Here is a 17,644-nt window from a genome sequence, read left to right on the forward strand (position 1 = left end):
TTCAGATGGGATCTTCCTCGGGCAGGGGCGCCGGCGTGCGGAGGAGCCCGATGGCCACCACGAGGCCGAGGGTCAGGCATGCCGCCGCCACCCAGTAGGGCGCCGCATAGCCGAACCTGGCGAAGGTATAGGTGCCCAGAAGCGGACCGACGATGCGTCCGATGGTGGACATGGATGTTATGACACCAAACAAGCCCCCCTGCTCGTCCTTGGGCGTGATCTGGCTGGCCAGGGCCGAGGTGGCGGTCTGGTTCATGCCCGAGCCCCACACCAGGGGCACCATGACCAGGAGGAAGGGGGCCTCCCAGGGGGCGTAGGGGATCAGGGGCAGGCTGCAGGCCATCATGGCCAGGCCCGCCAGCTGCGCGACCCGCTCGGGGATGCGCTTGGCCACCACCCGCACCAGGCCGCCCTGGTAGATGACGATGAGCACGCCCACGAAGGCGAAGAGGTACCCCACCCCCCGCTGGCTGAAATTGAAGCGCCGGGCGCAGAGGAGGGCGTAGGTGCCCTCCATCATGGCGAACCCGGTCATGGCCAGGAAGGCGATGAGGAGTATCTGGGGCATGCCGGGGCGCTTCAGGGCGTGCACCAGGGCGTGGCCGCGGCTCTGCACCTTCCGGGCGTGGGTCCTGGCCTCGGGGCCCAGGGTCTCGGGGAGCCAGATCAGCACGAGCATGGACGCGAAAAAGCTCATGCCCGCGGCCACGAAGAAGGGCAGGTGCCACCCGTGGGTGGCGAGCATCGTCTTGCCCAGCTGGGAGCCGGAGAGGATCCCCGCGATGGCCGGCCCCAGGACGAAGCCCAGGCCGAAGGCGGCCCCGATGATCCCCAGGGCCTTGGAGCGCTCCTGGGGGGAGGAGGAGTCCGCCATGGCCGCCTGGGCCACGGAGATGTTGCCCCCCGTGACGCCGTCCAGGACGCGCGCCCCCAGCACCCATTCGAACCTCCCGGTCATGGCCATGAGGAGGTAGGCCGCGCAGGTGCCCATGAGGGACATCCACAGCACCGGCCTGCGTCCCACCAGGTCCGACACCCGCCCGAGGATGGGCGCGGCGATGAACTGGGCGATGGGGTGGATCACCAGGACCACCCCCGCCCAGAAGACGAAGGGGGAGTCCTTGAGGTTGAGGGCCTGGTTCACCCAGTCCATCCAGGGGGAGGGATGCAGGGCCAGGGTCTTCGCGTAGAGCGGAAGGATGGGAATGACGATGCCGAAGCCGAGAAGATCCACGACGACGGTGCAGAAAATGGCCAACTGGGCCCGTTTTGATGGCTGCATGACTTCTCCAACCTACTAACATACAGAGTCGGAGCCCACCTTTCACCTGCGACGATTTCTCGCTTACCTTCCAGGCCTGATTCATGGTTACCTGGAAAGGCCACGGGTTGAATTGTCTCTATGAGTTATTTCTAGCCAAGGGAACGGCAACGATGGTCAACTGGCACGCGGAGCACACCCTGGACACCTCGGCGGAGCCCGGGGACGTCTGGGCCAAGCTGGAGGAGGTGTCCGCCTGGCCCCAGTGGGACACGGGCATCACCTGGGCCGAGCTTTCGGGCCCCTTCTCCTCCGGCACCCGGGGGCGCCTGGAGATCCGGGGCGAAGGCCGCCGGGTCTTCCGCCTGGCCCGGGTGGAGGAGCGGTCCTCCTTCACGGCCCTGGTGAAGCTCCCCCTGGCCGAGATCCGCCACACCCACGCCCAGGAGGCCTGCGACCTGGGCACCCGCATGACCCACCGCATCGAGATCACCGGGCCCCTGTCCTGGTTCTACGCCCTCACCCGGGGCCGGACCCTGCGGGAGGGCCTGGCCCCCGGCATGCGCACCCTGGCGCGCATGGCCTCGGCCCGGCAATCATAGGAAATTCATTATTTTCCGCCCGCCGGGGCGATGCTTTTTCCCACCCGCCCGATGCCCTCGGGGAAGTCCGCGGGCAGGAGGCTGCACACCAGGTGCCCGTCCCCGGGCAGGTCGAAGAAATGCCCCGGATGGATCAGCACCCCGGCTTCCCGGAGGAGGCGCAGGGCCAGGTCCTCCCCCGGCTCCAGGGCGGGAACCCGGAGGATGGCCGACCAGCCTCCCTCCACCCGGGCCCGGGAAAGGGAGGGACGGCGGGCCAGTTCGGCGTCCAGGGCGGCCAGGTTCGAGGCCAGCCGTGCCCGGAGCCCGGCCTGGATGCCGGGGGCCAGGGCCAGGAGGGGGCCCGCGGCGGCCAGGGCCGGGGCCGACACGGACAGGTACTGGTCGGCGATGAAGGCCAGGGGCTCCAGGCAGGCCCGGGCCGGGGCCCCCCGGGCCACGATCCAGCCCAGCTTGATCTGGGGCAGGGCGGCGATCTTGCTCAGGCCGGAAAGCACGAAGAGGGGGCAGGGCGGGTCCGCCTCCCCCAGGGCCGTGGGGAGGTGGTCCGGGGCGGGCTCCAGGGCGTAGTCGGCGAAGACCTCGTCCACCAGCAGCGCCAGCCCCCGCTCCGCGCAGAAGGCCAGGAGCCTGGGCCACTCCTCCCGGGAGAGGAACTGGCCGGTGGGGTTGTTGGGATTGACCACCACCACCGCCCGGGTGCGGGGGGTGGCCGCCCCGGCCAGGGCCTGGAAATCCAGGTCCCACCGGTCCGTGCGCAGGGCGGGCACCTGCCGGGCCTCCACCCCCTCCAGGGCCGCCAGCCAGTGGAAGAGGGGGTAGCTGGGGGACGGCACCAGCACCTGGTCCCCGGGGTCGCAGAGGAGCTTGAAGAGCCACCCGTACGCCTCGGAGGTGGAGGCCGTGAGCACCAGGTCCCCGGGGTCCACCCCGTGCCAGGCCGCCACCGCCTCCCGGGCCCGGGCGGCGCCCCGGGGGTCCGGGTCGTAGGCCAGCACGGAAGGCGCGGCCAGGGCCGCCAGGATCCCGGCCTCCGGATAGGGCAGCCCGCACCGGGTGGGGTTGGAGGACGTGAGATCCAGGAAGGGGCGGCCCTGGGCCCGGAACGCGGCGATTTCCCGGGACAGGGCATTGGACTCGAACGAGCCGGGGAGGCGTCTGGATATCATGGACCCAGGATACAGGAGGCGGACATGAGCCAGGTTCCCAACGTCGCGGTGCTCCTCGCGGGATGCGGCCACGTGGATGGCGCGGAGATCCGGGAGGCGGTCTTCACCCTGCTGGCCCTGGACCAGCACGGGGCCCGGGTGCAGTGCTTCGCCCCGGACGCGCCCCAGGCCGAGGTGGTGGACCACCGCGGAGGCCAGCGCACCGGAGCCGCGCGCAATATCCTCGAAGAGGCCTCCCGCATCGCCCGGGCGGGCAAGTGCCTGGACCTGGCCAAGGCCGACCCCGCGTCCTTCGACGCCCTGCTCCTGCCCGGGGGCGCCGGCGTCGCGAAGAATTTCTGCACCTTCGCCCGGGAGGGGGCCGCCGGCACCGTGCGCCCCGATGTCCTGAAGTTCGTCTCGGCCTTCTTCGAGGCCGGCAAGCCCGTGGGCGCCATCTGCATCGCCCCCGCCCTGGTGGCCATGGTGCTTTCCTCCCTGGGCCGCAAGGGGACCCTGACCCTGGGTTCGGGCGAAGGGGTCGCCGGCGCCATGGCCCAGCTGGGCATCGCCCACCGGGCGGTGCCCTCCGCCCGGGAGATCGTCGTCGACGAGGCCCTGAACCTGGTGACGACCCCCGCCTACATGTACGACGACGCCCGCATCTCCGACGTCTGGGCGGGCATCGAACGCTGCTGCGCCGAGGTGGTCGGCAGGATCCGCCCCGGCAGGTGAATCCTTCTTCCGGGTCTTCGCATTCCTGGAGCGTCCGGGTTCCGCCCGGACCGAAGCCCCCCGCGAAAAGGAGTTCCCATGCCCGTCCCCGCCTGGCCCAGGGCCTGTTCCCTGGCCGTGATCCTGGCCCTGTCCCACGCGCCGGCCGCCGCCCTGCCTCCCAAGCCCGCCGAGCCCGGGGGAACCCGGATCCTGGGCGGCGTCTTCGTCCCCACGGGGCCCTGGAGGATCTTCGCGAACCTGGCGGGCTTCCGCGCCATGCAGCCCGTACCCATGGGCCCGGGGAATGCCGTCCCCCTGGTTCAGCCGCGGATCCCCCCGCCGCCGGGTTCTCCCCGGCCACCCCGGTGAGGCCCTGGGGGCCGGCGCGCCGGGTTCAGCAGGGGTGCAACATCATCCCCACCCTTCCGCGTTCATCCCCGTCCATCCCCGGCGAGCATTGCTTGCCACTTACCGGTCCTAGGCTCAATCATCGGCAGGCGAGATCGCTGAGGTCTTGATACCAGGGCTCAGTCCTCCGGAAGCCGGGGCGCCGCCCAGGCGCGGACCATGCGGCGCAGGGTGGGGTGGACCAGCCGCGTGGCCGCCAGCAGCCGCTCCTCCTCCGGCAGGGCCTTGATCCAGGGCGAGGCCATGCCCAGCACCAGGCCGCTTCCGGGGATCTCCAGGCCCCGGTCCAGGGCCACCAGCACCTGGTGGGCCACGGGCACCACCTCCAGCCAGCGGGAGGCCTGCAGCGCCTCGGCCTGGGCGGGGTCCAGGGGGGGCTGCACCATCGCCGCCAGGGCCTCCACCCCCAGGCGCGGGTGCTGCAGGAAGGCTTCCAGCACCCGCGGGTCCCGGGTCTTCCAGATGGACGGCCAGAGCTGGCGGGGGGCCGCCATGGCCAGGCTGCGGCGCTCCCCCGGGGTGAGGCCGGGCCAGAGCGCCAGCAGACGCTCGGTGGCGTGCTGACGGGCCTGGGGGTGGGCGGCGGCATCCTGGGCGATGCTGGCCAGGGCGCGCCAGGGCAAGGTGGGCAACAGCCGGCCCCGCAGGTGGGCGCCTAGGCGGGGGTGCTGGGCGATCCAGCGGAGCAGTACGGGCCTCCGGCGCACCTCCTCCAGGTCGGCGGCGGCCTCCAGCCACCCGGGGGGCGGAGCGGGATGCCGCAGGCGCCGCAGGAACTGGGGCCACGGCAGGTGGGGTGGAAGGGGCCAGGTCACGGGACCATTCTCGGCCAAAGGAGGCCGTTGCGATACTCTAGGGACATGGAACCCTGGACATCCTTCTCCATCCTCGGCCGGGGGCGCGCGGGTCGGGCCCTGGCGGAGGCCTGGGGGGGCCGCGCGACCCTGCTGCCCGGAACCGCCCGGCCCGGGGGCCCGGTGCTCCTGGCCGTTCCCGACGGGGCCGTGGAGGGCCTGGCCCGCCTCTTCCCGGGGCGCTGCGTCCACCTTTCCGGGAGCCTCCACCTGGAGGGCGTGCCCAGCGCCCACCCCCTCACCAGTTTCGACGGCGCCGCCGGGGATTGGCGGGGCACGCCCCTGGCCCTCACGGGCGCGGTCCCCGCCGGCCTGGTGGCGGCCTTCCGGGACCTGGGCTTCGCCCCCTTCGATCTGCCCGCCGCCGTGAAGCCCCTCTACCACGCCTGCGCCGTGCTCGCCTCGGGCCATGCCGCCACCCTGTGGCTGGGCGCCCGGGAACTGCTGGCCCGCCAGGGCGTGGCGCTGCCGGGCCGGGGCCTGGCCCCCCTGGCGGAGGCCACCCTCCGCAACGTGGAGAAGCACGGCGCCGCGGGCCGCACCGGCCCCTTCGTGCGCGGGGACGCCGCGACCGTCGCCCGGGACGCCGCCGCCCTGCCCGGGGACTGGAGGGACGTGTTCCTGGAACTTGGAGACCTTTGAGTGGAGCGACCATGGCCGTGAAACAGATTCCCCTGGAGCCGGTGCTGGTCACCATCCGCCCCCTCAGCCTATCCATGCACGAGATCCAGGTGGAGCTCCAGTTCCCTCCCGGGGCGGTGGAGGGCGAGGCCGTGCTGGCCCTGCCGGCCTGGACCCCGGGCTCGTACCTGGTGCGGGACTACGCGCGGTTCCTGGACCGCCTCGAGGTCTCCGACGGCGCGGGCCAGCCCGTCCCCTGCCGGAAGCTGGACAAGCAGCGCTGGCGCGTGGAGGGCTCCCCCCGGGGCCTCCGGGTGGTCTATCGCCTCTTCTGCAACGACCTCACGGTGCGCACCAACCACGTGGACGCCCTCCACGCCCACCTGGTGGGCGCGGCCACCTTCCTCTACCTGGAGGACCAGCCCCAGCGGCCCTTCGAGGTGCGGTTCGAGGGCTGGCCCAAGGGCTGGCGCGTGGCCACCAGCCTTCCCCGGCGCGAAGGGAGCTACCTCGCCGAGGACCACGACACCCTGGTGGATTCGCCCTTCGAGCTGGGCACCTTCCGCGTGCACACCTTCCGGTCCCGGGGCTGCGAGTTCCAGGTGGCCGTCACCGGCCCCCACCCCGGGGACGAGGCGCGCATCGTGGAGGCCACCGAGGCCATCGTGGGCGCCGCGGCGCGGATCTTCGGGGGCTTCCCCTTCCGGCGCTACCTCTTCCTGCTGACCTTCAGCCCCAAGCTCCGGGGCGGCCTGGAGCACCGGGACTGCACTTCCCTCATCGCCGACCCCCAGCAGATGGAGCGGACCGAAGGCTACTACGACCTCTTCACCCTCATCGCCCACGAATTCTTCCACGTGTGGAACGTCAAGCGCATGCGGGACACGGTGCTGGGCCCCTTCGACTACCGGGCCGAGAACCCCACCCGCCTCCTCTGGTTCCACGAGGGCTTCACCAGCTTCATGCAGTTCGACCTGGTCATGAAGGCCGGCGTGGTGCCCTGGTCCTGGGTCTCCCGGAAGCTGGCCGCGTCCTGGACCGACAACACCACCCGGGCCGGGCGCCTGGAGCAGAGCCTCGAGGAGGCCAGCTTCGACGCCTGGATCCGCCACTACAAGCCCACCGAGTTCTCCCCGAACAGCACCGTGAGCTACTACGACATGGGCGCCATGGCGGGGTGGATGATGGACGCCGAACTGCGCCTGGCCACGGGCGGCGCCAAGGGCCTGGACGGGCTTTTCGCGCTCCTGTGGGAGCGCCACGGGGACGGGCACCTCACCGACGCGGATGTGCGCAGGGCCTTCCACGACCTCTCCGGCAAGGATCCCCAGCCCTTCTGGAGCGCCCACATCCAGGGCCGGGCGCCCCTGGACGCGTCGTCCATCGAGAAGGCCTACGGCATCAGGCTGAACGCCCGCGCCCCCTGGGAGACACTCTCCGGCCCCGACGCCGACGACCCCGACGCCCTGCGGCGGGCCCGGGCCTGGGCGGGCCTGGTCCTCCAGGGCGGCGCCCCCGTCGTGCACAACGTCGTTCCCGGCTCCCCCGCGGCCCGGGCGGGCCTGGGCTACGGCATGGAGATCCTCGCGGTGGACGGGTGGCGCACGGCCACCGCCCAGGAGGTGCAGAACCGCCTGGGGGATGCCGGCCCGGGTGACCAGGTGCGCATCCTCGCCGCCGAAAGGGGGCGGGTGGAGACCTTCCCCCTGACCCTCGCCGAGAACCCCCAGCGGACCATCTCCATCACCGCCGACCTGAAGGCCACCCCGGTGCAGAAGTCCGCCTTCCAGGCCTGGACGGGGCAGCCCTTCCCGGCCCGCCGCGCATGAACCCGCTGGACTGGGACCTGGGCAACCTCCCCGGGGGCATCCCCTGGGGCGGCGTGGACGAGGCCGGCCGGGGCGCCTGGGCCGGTCCCGTGGTGGCCGCCTGCGCCGTGCTGGACCGGGAGGCCGCGGCGCGGTGGGGCCACGTGCTCCGGGAGGCCCGGGACAGCAAGCTCGTCCCCCCCGACAAGCGCGCCGCCATGGCCGCGGAACTCAAGATGATCCTCCCCTGCTGGGCGGTGGCGGAGGTGGACAACATGGCCATCGACCGCGAAAACATCCTGGAGGCTTCGCTCATGGCCATGCGCCAGGCGGTGTCCGGGTGCGAGATCCGGCCCCGCATCCTCCTGGTGGACGGCAACCGCGCCCCCCGCACGGGGCTGGCGGAGCGGCTCGTGGTGGACGGCGACGCCCTGAGCTGCGCCATCGCCTGCGCCTCCATCCTCGCCAAGACCCACCGGGACGAGCTCATGACCGGCATGGAGGCGGTCCTGCCGGGCTACGGCTTCGCCCGGCACAAGGGCTACGGGACCCCCCTGCACCGCAGGGCCCTGGCCGACCTGGGTCCCTCCCCCGTCCACCGCATCAGCTACGCGCCCGTGGCCGCGCTGCAGCGCCCGGAGGAGGGGCTCCGGGGCCCCCTGGCCGAAGCCATGGAGGCCTGCGCCACGGTGGCCGAGCTCCAGGCCTGGGTGGAGACCGCCCTGCGCCCGGCCTACGCGAAACTGAAGCTGGAATGGATCGAGGCCCTGAGGTCCCGGTACGCCGAGCGCCTCGCCGTCCTCGCCGGTCCCGAGCCGTGAGCGCCCTCCGCGTGTGCGTCGCGGCCATCCGCCGGGAGGGGAGGTTCTTCCTCCAGCGCCGGGACCCGCTCGCCGCGCGGTTCCCGGCCTTGTGGGAACTCCCCGGGGGAAAGGCCGAGCCCGGAGAGACGCCGGAGGCCGCGCTGCGGAGGGAGCTCCAGGAGGAGCTGGGCTGGGCGCCGGAGCGGGTCGCGCCCCTGGCCACGGTGGCCCACGACTACGGCGCCTTCCGGGTGGAACTCCAGGTGTTCCTCTGCGAAGGGCCGGGGACCCTGCATGCGCCCCTGGCCTGGGGCTGGTTCACCCCTGGGGAAATGGCGCGACTGCCCATGCCCGAAGCCAACCGGGGGCTCCCGGAAACCCTGGCCTGCGCGCCCCGGTGATGGCCGTGATGAGTTCAAATACGGGGACAATGAGGGAAATTGAACCGTAATTCCGCCGGAGTGGGGGTATAGTGGGGGCATGACCTGTCCCGGTTTGCTTGGAAACGTGATTTCGCGGGTGATTCTCGGCCTGGGGATGATGTTCGCCCCGGCCGCGTGGGCCCGGGCCCAGCAGGGACAGGAGGTCGTCCTGGAGGCGTCCGCCGGCGCCAAGCTGGGCATCGCCGTCCCCCGCCCCCAGGTGTCGGGCATCGCGGAGGCCAAGGCCAGCGCGGACTTCCACCAGGTCCTGGTCAAGGACCTGGACGAGGCAGGGCCCTTCGCCGTCATCCGGAGCGGCCAGCCTTCGGGCACCGACCCCGCAAGCTACAAGGGCTGGGCCGACGCGGGCACCGAGTGGCTCGTCACCACCACCCTGACCCGGGCCGGCGACGGCTCCGTGGAGGTCGTGGCCCAGGTGGTGGACGTCAAGGCCGCCCAGGACAAGAAGGCCCGCACCGCCGTCTTCAGCAAGCGCTACACCGGCAAGGAGGCCGCGCTCCGGCGCATGGCCCACAAGCTTTCCGACGACCTCATGGCCCGGCTCACGGGGCAGCCCGGGGTGGCCTCCACCTCCGTGGTATTCGTGAGGCAGCTGAGCCCGGGCATCAAGGAGATCTTCCAGATGGACCGGGACGGGGCGAACCTGGTTCCCATCACCAACTACAAGAGCCTCACCATCTCCCCCACCGTGGCCCCGGACGGCCGGGTCGCCTACGTCACCTACAAGGGCGGCGCCCCCGAGATCTGGGGCCAGCGCACCGTGGGCGGGCCCCACGTGCGGCTCTACCCCGTGTCCGGCAAGGTGGATGGCCACTGCTTCTGCCCGGTGTGGTCCCCGGACGGCAAGCGCCTGGCCCTGGTGCAGGGGGACCGGCGCGGCAACACGGACATCGTGGTGCTGGACGTGGCCACGGGCAGGGTCCGCCGCCTCACGGACAGCAACTGCATCAACACCGACCCCTCCTGGAACCCCGCGGGAACCCAGCTGGCCTTCACCTCGGATCGCGAGGGTGGTCCCCAGATCTACCTCATGGAGGAGGACGGCTCCAATGTCCGCCGCCTGACCCGGGAGGGGAACTACAACGGAAGCCCCGCCTGGAGCCCCTCGGGCACCATGGTCGCCTACGTCTCCCGTTTCGAGGGGAAATTCGATCTTTTCGTCTACAAGCTTGGGGACGGGAAGTCCTATCAAATTACGACGGGCGTGGCCAGTTCCGAATCCCCCTCCTGGTCTCCCGATGAACGCAGGATCGTTTTCACCAGCGGAAGCCGGGGCGGAATGCAGCTCTATACCACGGACCTTTCGGGCAACACCCTTAGAAAGCTCACTGCATTTGATGGTTGTCAAAGTCCTAAATGGACGCGGTCCAGATAAGGAAAAAATTCGTCCCCGGATGTTCCGGGGCGCGTTAAACTTAATGCGTGTTGGAGGAAACTATCATGCGCTTCGTTCGAAACCTCATTCCTCTCTCTGTGGTGCTGACCCTGGGAATTGGCGTGGCCTGCAAGAAGCCCGCCCCCGCGCCCGTCGAGCCCCCCAAGCCCACCGCGCCGGCCGGCCCGACCCAGGAAGAGATCGATGCCCAGAAGCGCGCCGCTGAGGAAGCTGCCCGCCGCAAGGCCGAAGCCGAGGCCGAGGCCGCCCGCAAGGCCGCCGCCGCCGCCGAGGCCGAGAAGGCCGCCGCCTACCAGCGCGCCGCCGACGCCGCCCTCAAGAACATCAACTTCGCCTTCGACAAGTCCGATATCCGCGAAGCGGACAAGGGCAAGCTCCAGGCCATCGCCGATTTCATGAAGGCCTATCCCCAGGCCAAGGTCCAGATCGCGGGCCACTGCGACGAGCGCGGCACGGTCGAGTACAACCTCGCCCTGGGCGAGCGCCGCTCCCATGCCGCCCAGGCCTACCTGGTGGGCCTCGGCGTCGCCTCCGACCGCCTCACGACCATCAGCTACGGCAAGGAGAAGCCCCTGGTCACCGGCAAGGACGAAGCGAGCTGGCTTGAGAACCGCCGCGACGAGTTCAAGCTCCAGTAGACGGAAACCGACCATGTGACATCCAAGAGCGGAGGGACCTCGTTCCTCCGCTCTTTGCCTTTCAGGAGGTGCCGATGATCAATCGGGCCATGCTCTCCACCCTGACGCTGACCGGTGCGCTGCTCTGCGTCGGGTGTTCCTCCGAGGACCGCCTCAAGAAGGTCGAGGACCAGGTCACGGACCTCAAGGTGGAAATCTTCAAGCTGCGCAGCCAGATGGAGGACGGCAACAAGAAGGCCGCGGACGAACGCCAGGCCTCCGAGGTCTCCCGGGCCCAGGACCGGCGCTTCCAGGCCGATCTCCAGGAAACCATGCGCCAGCTCCAGGACAGCACCCGGGTGCTCAACAACCGCCTGGGCGACGCCGTCGCCGCGCCGCGGCGCCCCGCCGCCCGCCCCCAGGCCGCCGAGGAGCCCCCGGCGGCCTCCTCCGACGACGAGAAGGCCTTCAATTCCGCCGTGCTGGACTACAACCGCGGCAACTACGCCCTGGCCGCCGACGGCCTGTCCCTGTTCCTGAAGGCCCACCCCCAGAGCCCCCGGGCCTCGGACGCCCTCTTCTACCTGGGCCTCTCCTCCTACAACCAGAAGGCCTACGACAAGGCCCAGCCCTCCTTCGAGCGCATCCTGAAGGAGTACCCCACCTCCAACCAGTTCCTCCCCGCCAAGCTCAAGCGCGCCCAGTGCCTCCTGAAGCAGGGTCTCAAGCCCGCCGCCATCAAGGCCTTCAAGGAGATCACGGACAACTTCCGCGGCACCCCCGAAGCCCGCACCGCCAAACAGGAACTGGACGACCTGGGCTTCTAGCAGGCGCCCGAGCCCCGGACCTTCGCCCCGGGTCGTCATCGCCGGCTTGTCCGGCGATGGCGACCCGTGGCGAAGGTCCGGGACCCGTACGATTGCCTAGCGTCAGCCGGTCCAGCGGTAGCCTTCCCCCCCCACCGTGGCGATGTGGCGGTTCTTGTCATCATCGCCGAGTTTCTTGCGCAGGTTGGCCACGTGCACATCCACCGTGCGGGGGGAAGGGCGTGCGTCGGCCTCCCAGGCCAGGCGCAGGAGGTCCGAGCGGCTGTGGGTACGGCCGGGGTAGGTGACCAGGATCTCCAGGATGCGCATTTCCCGGCTGGTGAGTTCCAGGTTCCGGCCGTCCCGGGTGGCGGTCATGGCGGCGAAATCGAAGCGGTAGGGGCCGCTGGTGAGCACCTTGGGCGGCTCCGCCTGGCGGGTGCGGCGGAGGATGGCCCGGATGCGGGCCACCAGTTCCAGCACCGAAAAGGGTTTCACCAGGTAGTCGTCGGCGCCCAGGCTGAGCCCCTTGACCCGGTCGGCCTCGGCGCCCCTGGCGGTGAGCATGAGGACCGGCACATCGTCGTTGGCCTTGCGCAGCTCCTCCAGGACCTTGAAGCCGTCCAGCCGGGGCAGCATCAGGTCCAGGAGGATGAGGTCCGCCCGGCGCCGGGCGTGGGCCGCCAGGGCCGGAACCCCGTCGTCCGCCACCTCCACGGAGAAGCCTTCATATTCCAGATTCGTGACGAGCAGCTGCTGAAGTTCCAACTCGTCTTCGACCACAAGGAGGTGTGCCAATTCAGGACTCCTATTGGGATGCGGTTTGGATTTCCAGGGTTGCGCAAAGGCCCCGGCCCGGTTCGGAGGCGAAGGTCAGCCCCCAGCCCTCCCGCTCCACGACCTTGATGAGCAGGCTGAGGCCCAGGCCCTGGCCCTCCTTGCGGAAGCCTTCCTTGCCCCTTTCCCGGATGCGCATGAAGGGGCGGCCCAGGGTGCGCATGTCCATGGCGTCCAGTCCGGGACCCTGGTCGCTCACCTTGATGAGGAAGCGCTTGCGCACCCGCGAGGTTTCCACGGTAACGGTCCCCGCGCCGTGGAACAGCGCGTTCTCCACCAGGGTGAAGAGGGCCGCCCGCAGGGAGGGCAGGGCGGCCTTGCCGGCCTGGTCCGTGCACTTCAGCACCAGGCGCCGGTTCTCCGCCTCGAAGGCGGGGGCCAGGTCCTCGGCCACGCCCTGCACCCATTGGGGGCTCACGGCCTGCTGGGGACCGGATTCCGCGGGGCCCTGGATGGCCATGAGGGCGTTCTCGATGATCGCCGACAGCCGGTCGGCTTCCTCGCCGATCTGGATCAATTGCGAATCCAGCTGGTCCGGGGGCAGGCGCCCCAGGCGCAGGGTGTCGCACCGGAACTTGAGGATGGCCAGGGGCGTCTTCAGGCTGTGGGTCATGGAGGCCATGCGGTCCGCGTCCAGGGTGGCCTTGCGCCGGGCCCGGGCCCGGAGCCAGAGGCCCAGCACCAGGGAAAGCCCCACCAGGAGGGCCAGGGCGGCGGCCAGGGCGAACTGCAGGCGCATCTGGAGCTGGATGGCCCTTCCCTCGGCCCGGAACGGAATGACGGTGAAGGTCCATCCGGGGAATTCATTGCTGATGAGCTGCACCGAGAAGGCGGAATGGACCCCCCAGTACGGGTCCCCCTGGATGTGGGGCTCCGCGCCCCAGGGCTGGGGCTTGAGATCCTTGCGGGCCTCGTCGCCGTCCTTGAGCAGCACCACCCGGAAGCTGCGGGTGGGCCCGAAGTGGTTGCGCAGGAACTGCTCCACTTCCGGGCTGCCTTCCCGCCAGGCCTTGGCCACGGCCCACCGGTCCCCCTGCAGCACCACCTTGGGGCCGCTGCGCGCTTCCCCCGGCAGGATGTCCGCGGGCAGGGAGATGAATACCTGGTCTTTTTCCGCCCGGGAAAACCAGCCGTCCAGGATGGCGGCTTCGGGGGCTCCCTCCGCCCGGGTGAGGATGTCGTCCCGGCGGATCCATAGCGTCCGCGGAGCCGAACGGCTCCTCAGGGCCAGGACCAGGGGTTCGGCCTTGAGGAATTCCCGCACCACCGGTTCGTCCCCGCGGCTGAAGTCCGGCAGGCGGGGCAGGGTCATCCAGTCCTTCTCCACCCGGGAGATCTCGCTCATCCTCGGCTGCGTCCAGGCGTCGACCACCTTGTCGGCCTTCATCTTCCGCCAGACGAAGGGGGCCACCACCAGCAGCACCACCATGGACACGGCCAGCAGGTCCAGGATCCGCAGCAGGCCCTTGCGCACGAAGGTCCAACGGCCGGAATTCCGGTTGTCCTGTTCGCGGATGGGGCGAAAACGGGCGACGCGCCGAACCGTCATGAAACCCTCGGGATGAATCATCAAGCATAGCTGACTGCCATCCCGCTCGTCAGGTGTGACGAACGACCAATGGAGCGGCGATACGATGGTCTCATAAGCGATTTCGGAATGGCCGCCGGGTGCTTCAGGCCCGTCCCGCCCTCCGCCTTTCCACGGCGTCCCCCGGACCCCGCAGGAGTAGCCATGGCCTTCGTGACCCATCTGCTCGCCCACAACCCCCTGCTGATGCTCTTCGCGGTGGTGGCCCTGGGCTACCCCATCTCGAAGATCCGGGTGGCCGGGGCCTCCTTCGGCATCGCCAGCATCCTTTTCGCGGGCATCGCCCTGGGCGCCGTGGTGGTCACCCCCGGCCTGGACCCGGTGGTGAAGAAGGACATCTCCCGGGAGATGAAGCTCATCTACGAGCTGGGCCTGGCCATCTTCGTCTACGCCATGGGCCTGGCCATCGCCCACAGCTTCTGGGCCTCGTTCAGCAAGGAGGGCATCAAGAAGAACGCCGTCGTGGCGGTGGTGATGTTCACCAGCACGGCGCTGGTGGTGGTCCTGGCCAAGGCGCTGCGCTTCGACAGCCGCTACGCGGCGGGCCTGCTGGCGGGCTCGTTCACCAACATGCCCGCCCTGGCCGGCGTCATCGAGGCCCTCAAGCGCACCACCTCCGACGCCCTGGTCATCGCGCAGCCCACGGTGGCCAGCGCCATCGCCTACCCCATTGGCGTGCTGGTGCCCATGCTCAGCATTCCCCTGAGCCGGAGGATCTTCAAGGTGGACCTGGAGCGGGAGGCCGCCTCCCTCCACGGCTCCAGCGCCGGCTCCAGCCACCTGAAGGCCCGCACCATCGAGGTGGAGGCCCGGGCCGCGGGCCGCACCCACGTGGATCTCCGGGAACAGGCCAACTGCAAGGTGGTGTTCAACCGCCTCCGGCGGGGTGGGGAGTTCTTCCTGGCCCCGCTGGACGTGGCCCTGGAGGAGGGCGACCTGCTGGTGGTGGTGGGCACCCCCGAGGACGTGGAGCGCGCCCAGGCCTTCCTGGGCCGCAAATCGGACATCGCACTGCAGCACGACATCAGCGAGTACGACTCCACCCGGGTCTTCGTGAGCAACCACGATCTCATCGGGCGCCCCCTGCGGGACCTGCAGCTGCCCGAGAAGCACAACTGCATGGTCAGCCGCCTCCGCCGGGGCGACGTGTGGTTCGTGCCCGACGCCGACACCGTGCTGGAGCTGGGCGACCGCATCCGCGTGGCCACCGCCCGGGACAACATCGCGGCCGTGGAGGAGCTCTTCGGGGACAGCTACCGGGAGCTCTCCGAGGCCAGCTTCCTCACCTTCGCCATGGGCATGGCCCTGGGCCTGGCCGTGGGCCAGATCCCCATCCCCCTGGGCCACGGCATCATCTTCAAGCTGGGCTTCGCCGGCGGGCCCCTGGTGGTGGGCCTCGCCCTGGGCCGCTTCCACAAGATGGGCCACTTCGTGTGGAACATCCCCTACAGCGCCAACCACACCATCCGCCAGTTCGGCCTGGTGCTCTTCGCCGCCGGCATCGGCGTGATCTCCGGGGAAGGCTTCCGCCAGATCCTGGCCCGCAACATCAGCTGGCTGCCCATCTTCATGGCCTCGGCCCTGATGGTGGCCACCGTCGCCGACACCCTGGCCTACTGGCTCGGGCACAAGGTCTTCCGCATCCCCTTGAGCCTGCTCTTCGGCATCGTGGCGGGCACCCACACCCAGCCGGTGGTGCTGGGCTACGCCACCCAGCAGTCCAAGAACGACCTGCCCAACGTGGGGTTCGCCGCGGTGTACCCCCTGGCGACGATCCTCAAGATCGTGCTGGCCCAGGCGCTGCTGGCCATGGCGCTCTAGGGTGTGTCGGCTGACTCCAGGTGGCTTGAAACCGTGATGAAGGGGCTCTTCCAGGTTGAGCGGATCCCAGTTCATCCCATCCATCGGCGTTCATCCCGGTTTCCCGCAGGGCCTACGCAGAAGTGGGTCGAAGCGCAAGTTACTCGACGTCCAAGACCCGAAGGTGGCGGCAACTCCCAGCGAAGTTCAAACGGGGATTAACAGGATCCAGGGGAAAGATCAGGATAAAGAACGTCAGGTCAAGGCTGGAGCCAGATCACCGAGAACAACCTATCGATTCAAGATCTAGGGTTTGCCGACACTCCCTCGTCGAGGATCGTCCGCAGCGCCGCAAGCCCCGCCCCGGTGAGCGGTGTGCCCGGGGCGTCCAGGGCCGCGCGGAGCTTCTGGTCGCGCCGGCCCATGGGCAGCTCCGGCAGGCGCTCCCCGGGGACCCATTCCAGCCCCTGGGCCCCGGGGGCCGAGGCCATGCGCGCCACGATGGGGCGGACCGTCTCGCGGCGGTGGGAGTAGACCTGGACCCACCCCGGCAGCTCCCGGGCTTCCAGGCCGTAGCCCGAGGCCGCTTCCGCGGCGCCTTCCAGCTCCGGCGCGGCCTCCGCCCGGGGCCAGCTCCAGAGGCCCGCCAGCAGGCCCCGGGAGGCCGGTGGGCACAGCAGCCAGCCCCGGGGGGACCGGATGGCCGCCAGGTGGATCTCGGCCTCGGTGACCTTCGCGCGGGGCTGGACCGGGGGGATGCGTTCCTGGAGGCCCCGGGCGCGGGCCGCGCAGGCCCCCAGGAGGGGGCAGGAGGCGCAGCGCGGCACCGGGGTGCACACGGTCGCCCCCAGTTCCATCACGGCCTGGGTGAGCCGCGAGGGGCCGTGGGCGGCCAGGGCCGGGGCGAGCCAGTCCCGGAGGGCGGCGGCGTGGCGGCGGGGATCGCCCTCCAGGGCGAGTACCCGCGCCGCCACCCGGAAGGCGTTGCCGTCCAGGGCGGGGGTGGGCAGCTGGAAGGCCTGGGCGGCCACGGCGGCCGCGGTGTAGGGGCCCAGGCCCGGCAGTTCCAGGAGGCCTTCGAGGGTGCGCGGGAAGCCGGCCCCGGCGATGGCCCGGGCCGCGGCCTGGAGGTTGCGGGCCCGGCGGTAGTAGCCGAGGCCCGCCCAGAGGCCGTGCACCTCGTCCTCCGTGGCCGCGGCCAGGGCCTCGGCGTCCGGGAAGCGCTCCATCCACCGCGTGAAGTACGGGATCACCGTGGCCACCTGGGTCTGCTGCAGCATGATCTCCGACACCAGCACGGCGTAGGGGTCGGGGTGGGGCGCATCCAGGTCCCCGGCCCGCCAGGGCATGGGCCGGCGCCGGGCGTCGAACCAGGGCGCGAGGGGAGCGAGGAGGGCGGTGGCCGGGGCGAAGGGCATCCCCCAGCATAAAAAAAAAGCGCTCCGGGGGAGCGCTTAATTTCTTGGTGCCCGCGAGCGGACTCGAACCGCTACGGCTTGTGGCCACCACCCCCTCAAGATGGCGTGTCTACCAATTTCACCACGCGGGCAGAACACTAAGGATGCCACGGGTTGCGGCATCCGTCAATCATCACTTTTTGTCGGGGGCCGCCGGGATCGCGGGCATGGGAACCACGGGGGCGGGCTTGGCGGGCGCGGTCTTCACGGCCGCGGCGCGGTCCAGCACCGAACGGTTCGCCTTCACGACCAGCACTTCGATCACCAGGGAGGTGACCATGAAGCCCGCCGCGAGGTAGTAGGTGAACTTGGCCAGGAAGGGCGCGGCGCCCCGGGCTCCGAAGGCGGAATTCGCCCCGCCCCCGCCGAAGGTGGCACCCAGCCCGCCGCCCTTGGAACCGGGCTGGAGCAGGATGACTCCGATGAGCAGCAGGCTCACGATCACGTGCAAAGTCAACAGCAATCCGTTCATGGGTAC

The 17,644-nt window shown here is 70.5% G+C and carries 18 protein-coding genes and 1 tRNA gene; 11 read left to right on the forward strand and 8 right to left on the reverse strand.

Annotated elements, in window-relative coordinates; translation table 11 throughout:
- Position 1: 1 nt before the first annotated feature.
- Complete coding sequence (locus R2J76_RS09175) at positions 2-1,282, reverse strand: MFS transporter (RefSeq protein ID WP_316415547.1); 1,281 nt, start codon at positions 1,280-1,282, stop codon at positions 2-4.
- Between the two features lie 152 nt (positions 1,283-1,434).
- Between R2J76_RS09175 and R2J76_RS09180 the strand changes: the two genes are divergently transcribed.
- Positions 1,435-1,863: an SRPBCC family protein gene (locus R2J76_RS09180; protein WP_316415548.1), complete on the forward strand. Its 429-nt coding sequence runs from the start codon at positions 1,435-1,437 to the stop codon at positions 1,861-1,863.
- 8 nt (positions 1,864-1,871) lie between these two features.
- Here the strand turns inward: R2J76_RS09180 and R2J76_RS09185 are convergent, their stop codons facing one another.
- A complete protein-coding gene (locus R2J76_RS09185; protein WP_316415549.1) occupies positions 1,872-3,032 on the reverse strand; it encodes a pyridoxal phosphate-dependent aminotransferase in 1,161 nt (386 codons plus the stop codon).
- A gap of 24 nt (positions 3,033-3,056) precedes the next feature.
- On the opposite strand from R2J76_RS09185, the gene elbB reads away from it, so the two are divergent.
- Entirely contained in the window at positions 3,057-3,746 is a 690-nt protein-coding gene (elbB, locus tag R2J76_RS09190; RefSeq protein ID WP_316415550.1) for an isoprenoid biosynthesis glyoxalase ElbB, read from the forward strand.
- A gap of 78 nt (positions 3,747-3,824) precedes the next feature.
- Positions 3,825-4,097, forward strand: coding sequence for a hypothetical protein (locus R2J76_RS09195; RefSeq protein ID WP_316415551.1), 273 nt, complete (start codon positions 3,825-3,827; stop codon positions 4,095-4,097).
- A 158-nt stretch (positions 4,098-4,255) separates the two neighbouring features.
- Here R2J76_RS09195 and R2J76_RS09200 read toward each other — a convergent pair whose 3' ends face one another.
- Positions 4,256-4,951, reverse strand: coding sequence for a hypothetical protein (locus R2J76_RS09200; RefSeq protein WP_316415552.1), 696 nt, complete (start codon positions 4,949-4,951; stop codon positions 4,256-4,258).
- A 45-nt stretch (positions 4,952-4,996) separates the two neighbouring features.
- Between R2J76_RS09200 and R2J76_RS09205 the strand changes: the two genes are divergently transcribed.
- From R2J76_RS09205 to R2J76_RS09235, 7 genes are all read left to right on the forward strand, one after another.
- Complete coding sequence (locus R2J76_RS09205; protein WP_316415553.1) at positions 4,997-5,632, forward strand: DUF2520 domain-containing protein; 636 nt, start codon at positions 4,997-4,999, stop codon at positions 5,630-5,632.
- An 11-nt stretch (positions 5,633-5,643) separates the two neighbouring features.
- A complete protein-coding gene (locus tag R2J76_RS09210; protein WP_316415554.1) occupies positions 5,644-7,440 on the forward strand; it encodes a M61 family metallopeptidase in 1,797 nt (598 codons plus the stop codon).
- The gene (locus R2J76_RS09215) at positions 7,437-8,240 is read left to right on the forward strand and encodes a ribonuclease HII (RefSeq protein ID WP_316415555.1); all 804 of its coding nucleotides are present in this window, start codon (positions 7,437-7,439) and stop codon (positions 8,238-8,240) included. The genes R2J76_RS09210 and R2J76_RS09215 overlap by 4 nt, the downstream gene beginning before the upstream one ends.
- Positions 8,237-8,623 (forward strand): (deoxy)nucleoside triphosphate pyrophosphohydrolase, encoded by a 387-nt coding sequence (locus R2J76_RS09220; protein ID WP_316415556.1) that lies wholly within the window; start codon positions 8,237-8,239, stop codon positions 8,621-8,623. The genes R2J76_RS09215 and R2J76_RS09220 overlap by 4 nt, the downstream gene beginning before the upstream one ends.
- Before the next feature lie 106 nt (positions 8,624-8,729).
- Positions 8,730-10,040, forward strand: a complete 1,311-nt coding sequence (locus tag R2J76_RS09225; protein ID WP_316415557.1) for a DPP IV N-terminal domain-containing protein — start codon at positions 8,730-8,732, stop codon at positions 10,038-10,040.
- A 65-nt stretch (positions 10,041-10,105) separates the two neighbouring features.
- Positions 10,106-10,699: a peptidoglycan-associated lipoprotein Pal gene (gene pal / locus R2J76_RS09230; RefSeq protein ID WP_316415558.1), complete on the forward strand. Its 594-nt coding sequence runs from the start codon at positions 10,106-10,108 to the stop codon at positions 10,697-10,699.
- A 74-nt stretch (positions 10,700-10,773) separates the two neighbouring features.
- Entirely contained in the window at positions 10,774-11,505 is a 732-nt protein-coding gene (locus R2J76_RS09235) for a tetratricopeptide repeat protein (protein WP_316415559.1), read from the forward strand.
- A gap of 102 nt (positions 11,506-11,607) precedes the next feature.
- On the opposite strand, the gene R2J76_RS09240 is transcribed toward R2J76_RS09235, so the two are convergent.
- Positions 11,608-12,282, reverse strand: a complete 675-nt coding sequence (locus R2J76_RS09240) for a response regulator transcription factor (protein ID WP_316415560.1) — start codon at positions 12,280-12,282, stop codon at positions 11,608-11,610.
- A 10-nt stretch (positions 12,283-12,292) separates the two neighbouring features.
- Positions 12,293-13,870, reverse strand: coding sequence for a sensor histidine kinase (locus R2J76_RS09245; protein WP_316415561.1), 1,578 nt, complete (start codon positions 13,868-13,870; stop codon positions 12,293-12,295).
- A gap of 183 nt (positions 13,871-14,053) precedes the next feature.
- Here R2J76_RS09245 and R2J76_RS09250 point away from each other — a divergent pair, with 183 nt between their 5' ends.
- Positions 14,054-15,730: an aspartate:alanine exchanger family transporter gene (locus R2J76_RS09250; protein WP_316415562.1), complete on the forward strand. Its 1,677-nt coding sequence runs from the start codon at positions 14,054-14,056 to the stop codon at positions 15,728-15,730.
- Positions 15,731-16,008: 278 nt separating this feature from the next.
- Here R2J76_RS09250 and R2J76_RS09255 read toward each other — a convergent pair whose 3' ends face one another.
- From R2J76_RS09255 to secG, 3 genes are all read right to left on the reverse strand, one after another.
- Positions 16,009-17,127, reverse strand: a complete 1,119-nt coding sequence (locus R2J76_RS09255; RefSeq protein ID WP_316415563.1) for an HhH-GPD family protein — start codon at positions 17,125-17,127, stop codon at positions 16,009-16,011.
- 45 nt (positions 17,128-17,172) lie between these two features.
- A tRNA-Leu gene (locus R2J76_RS09260) sits at positions 17,173-17,258 on the reverse strand.
- Between the two features lie 41 nt (positions 17,259-17,299).
- On the reverse strand, positions 17,300-17,638 hold the full coding sequence (secG, locus tag R2J76_RS09265; protein WP_316415564.1) for a preprotein translocase subunit SecG: 339 nt from the start codon (positions 17,636-17,638) through the stop codon (positions 17,300-17,302).
- Between the last annotated feature and the right edge of the window lie 6 nt (positions 17,639-17,644).

Source organism: Mesoterricola silvestris, assembly GCF_030295405.1.
Taxonomy (GTDB): Bacteria; Acidobacteriota; Holophagae; order Holophagales; family Holophagaceae; genus Mesoterricola; species Mesoterricola silvestris.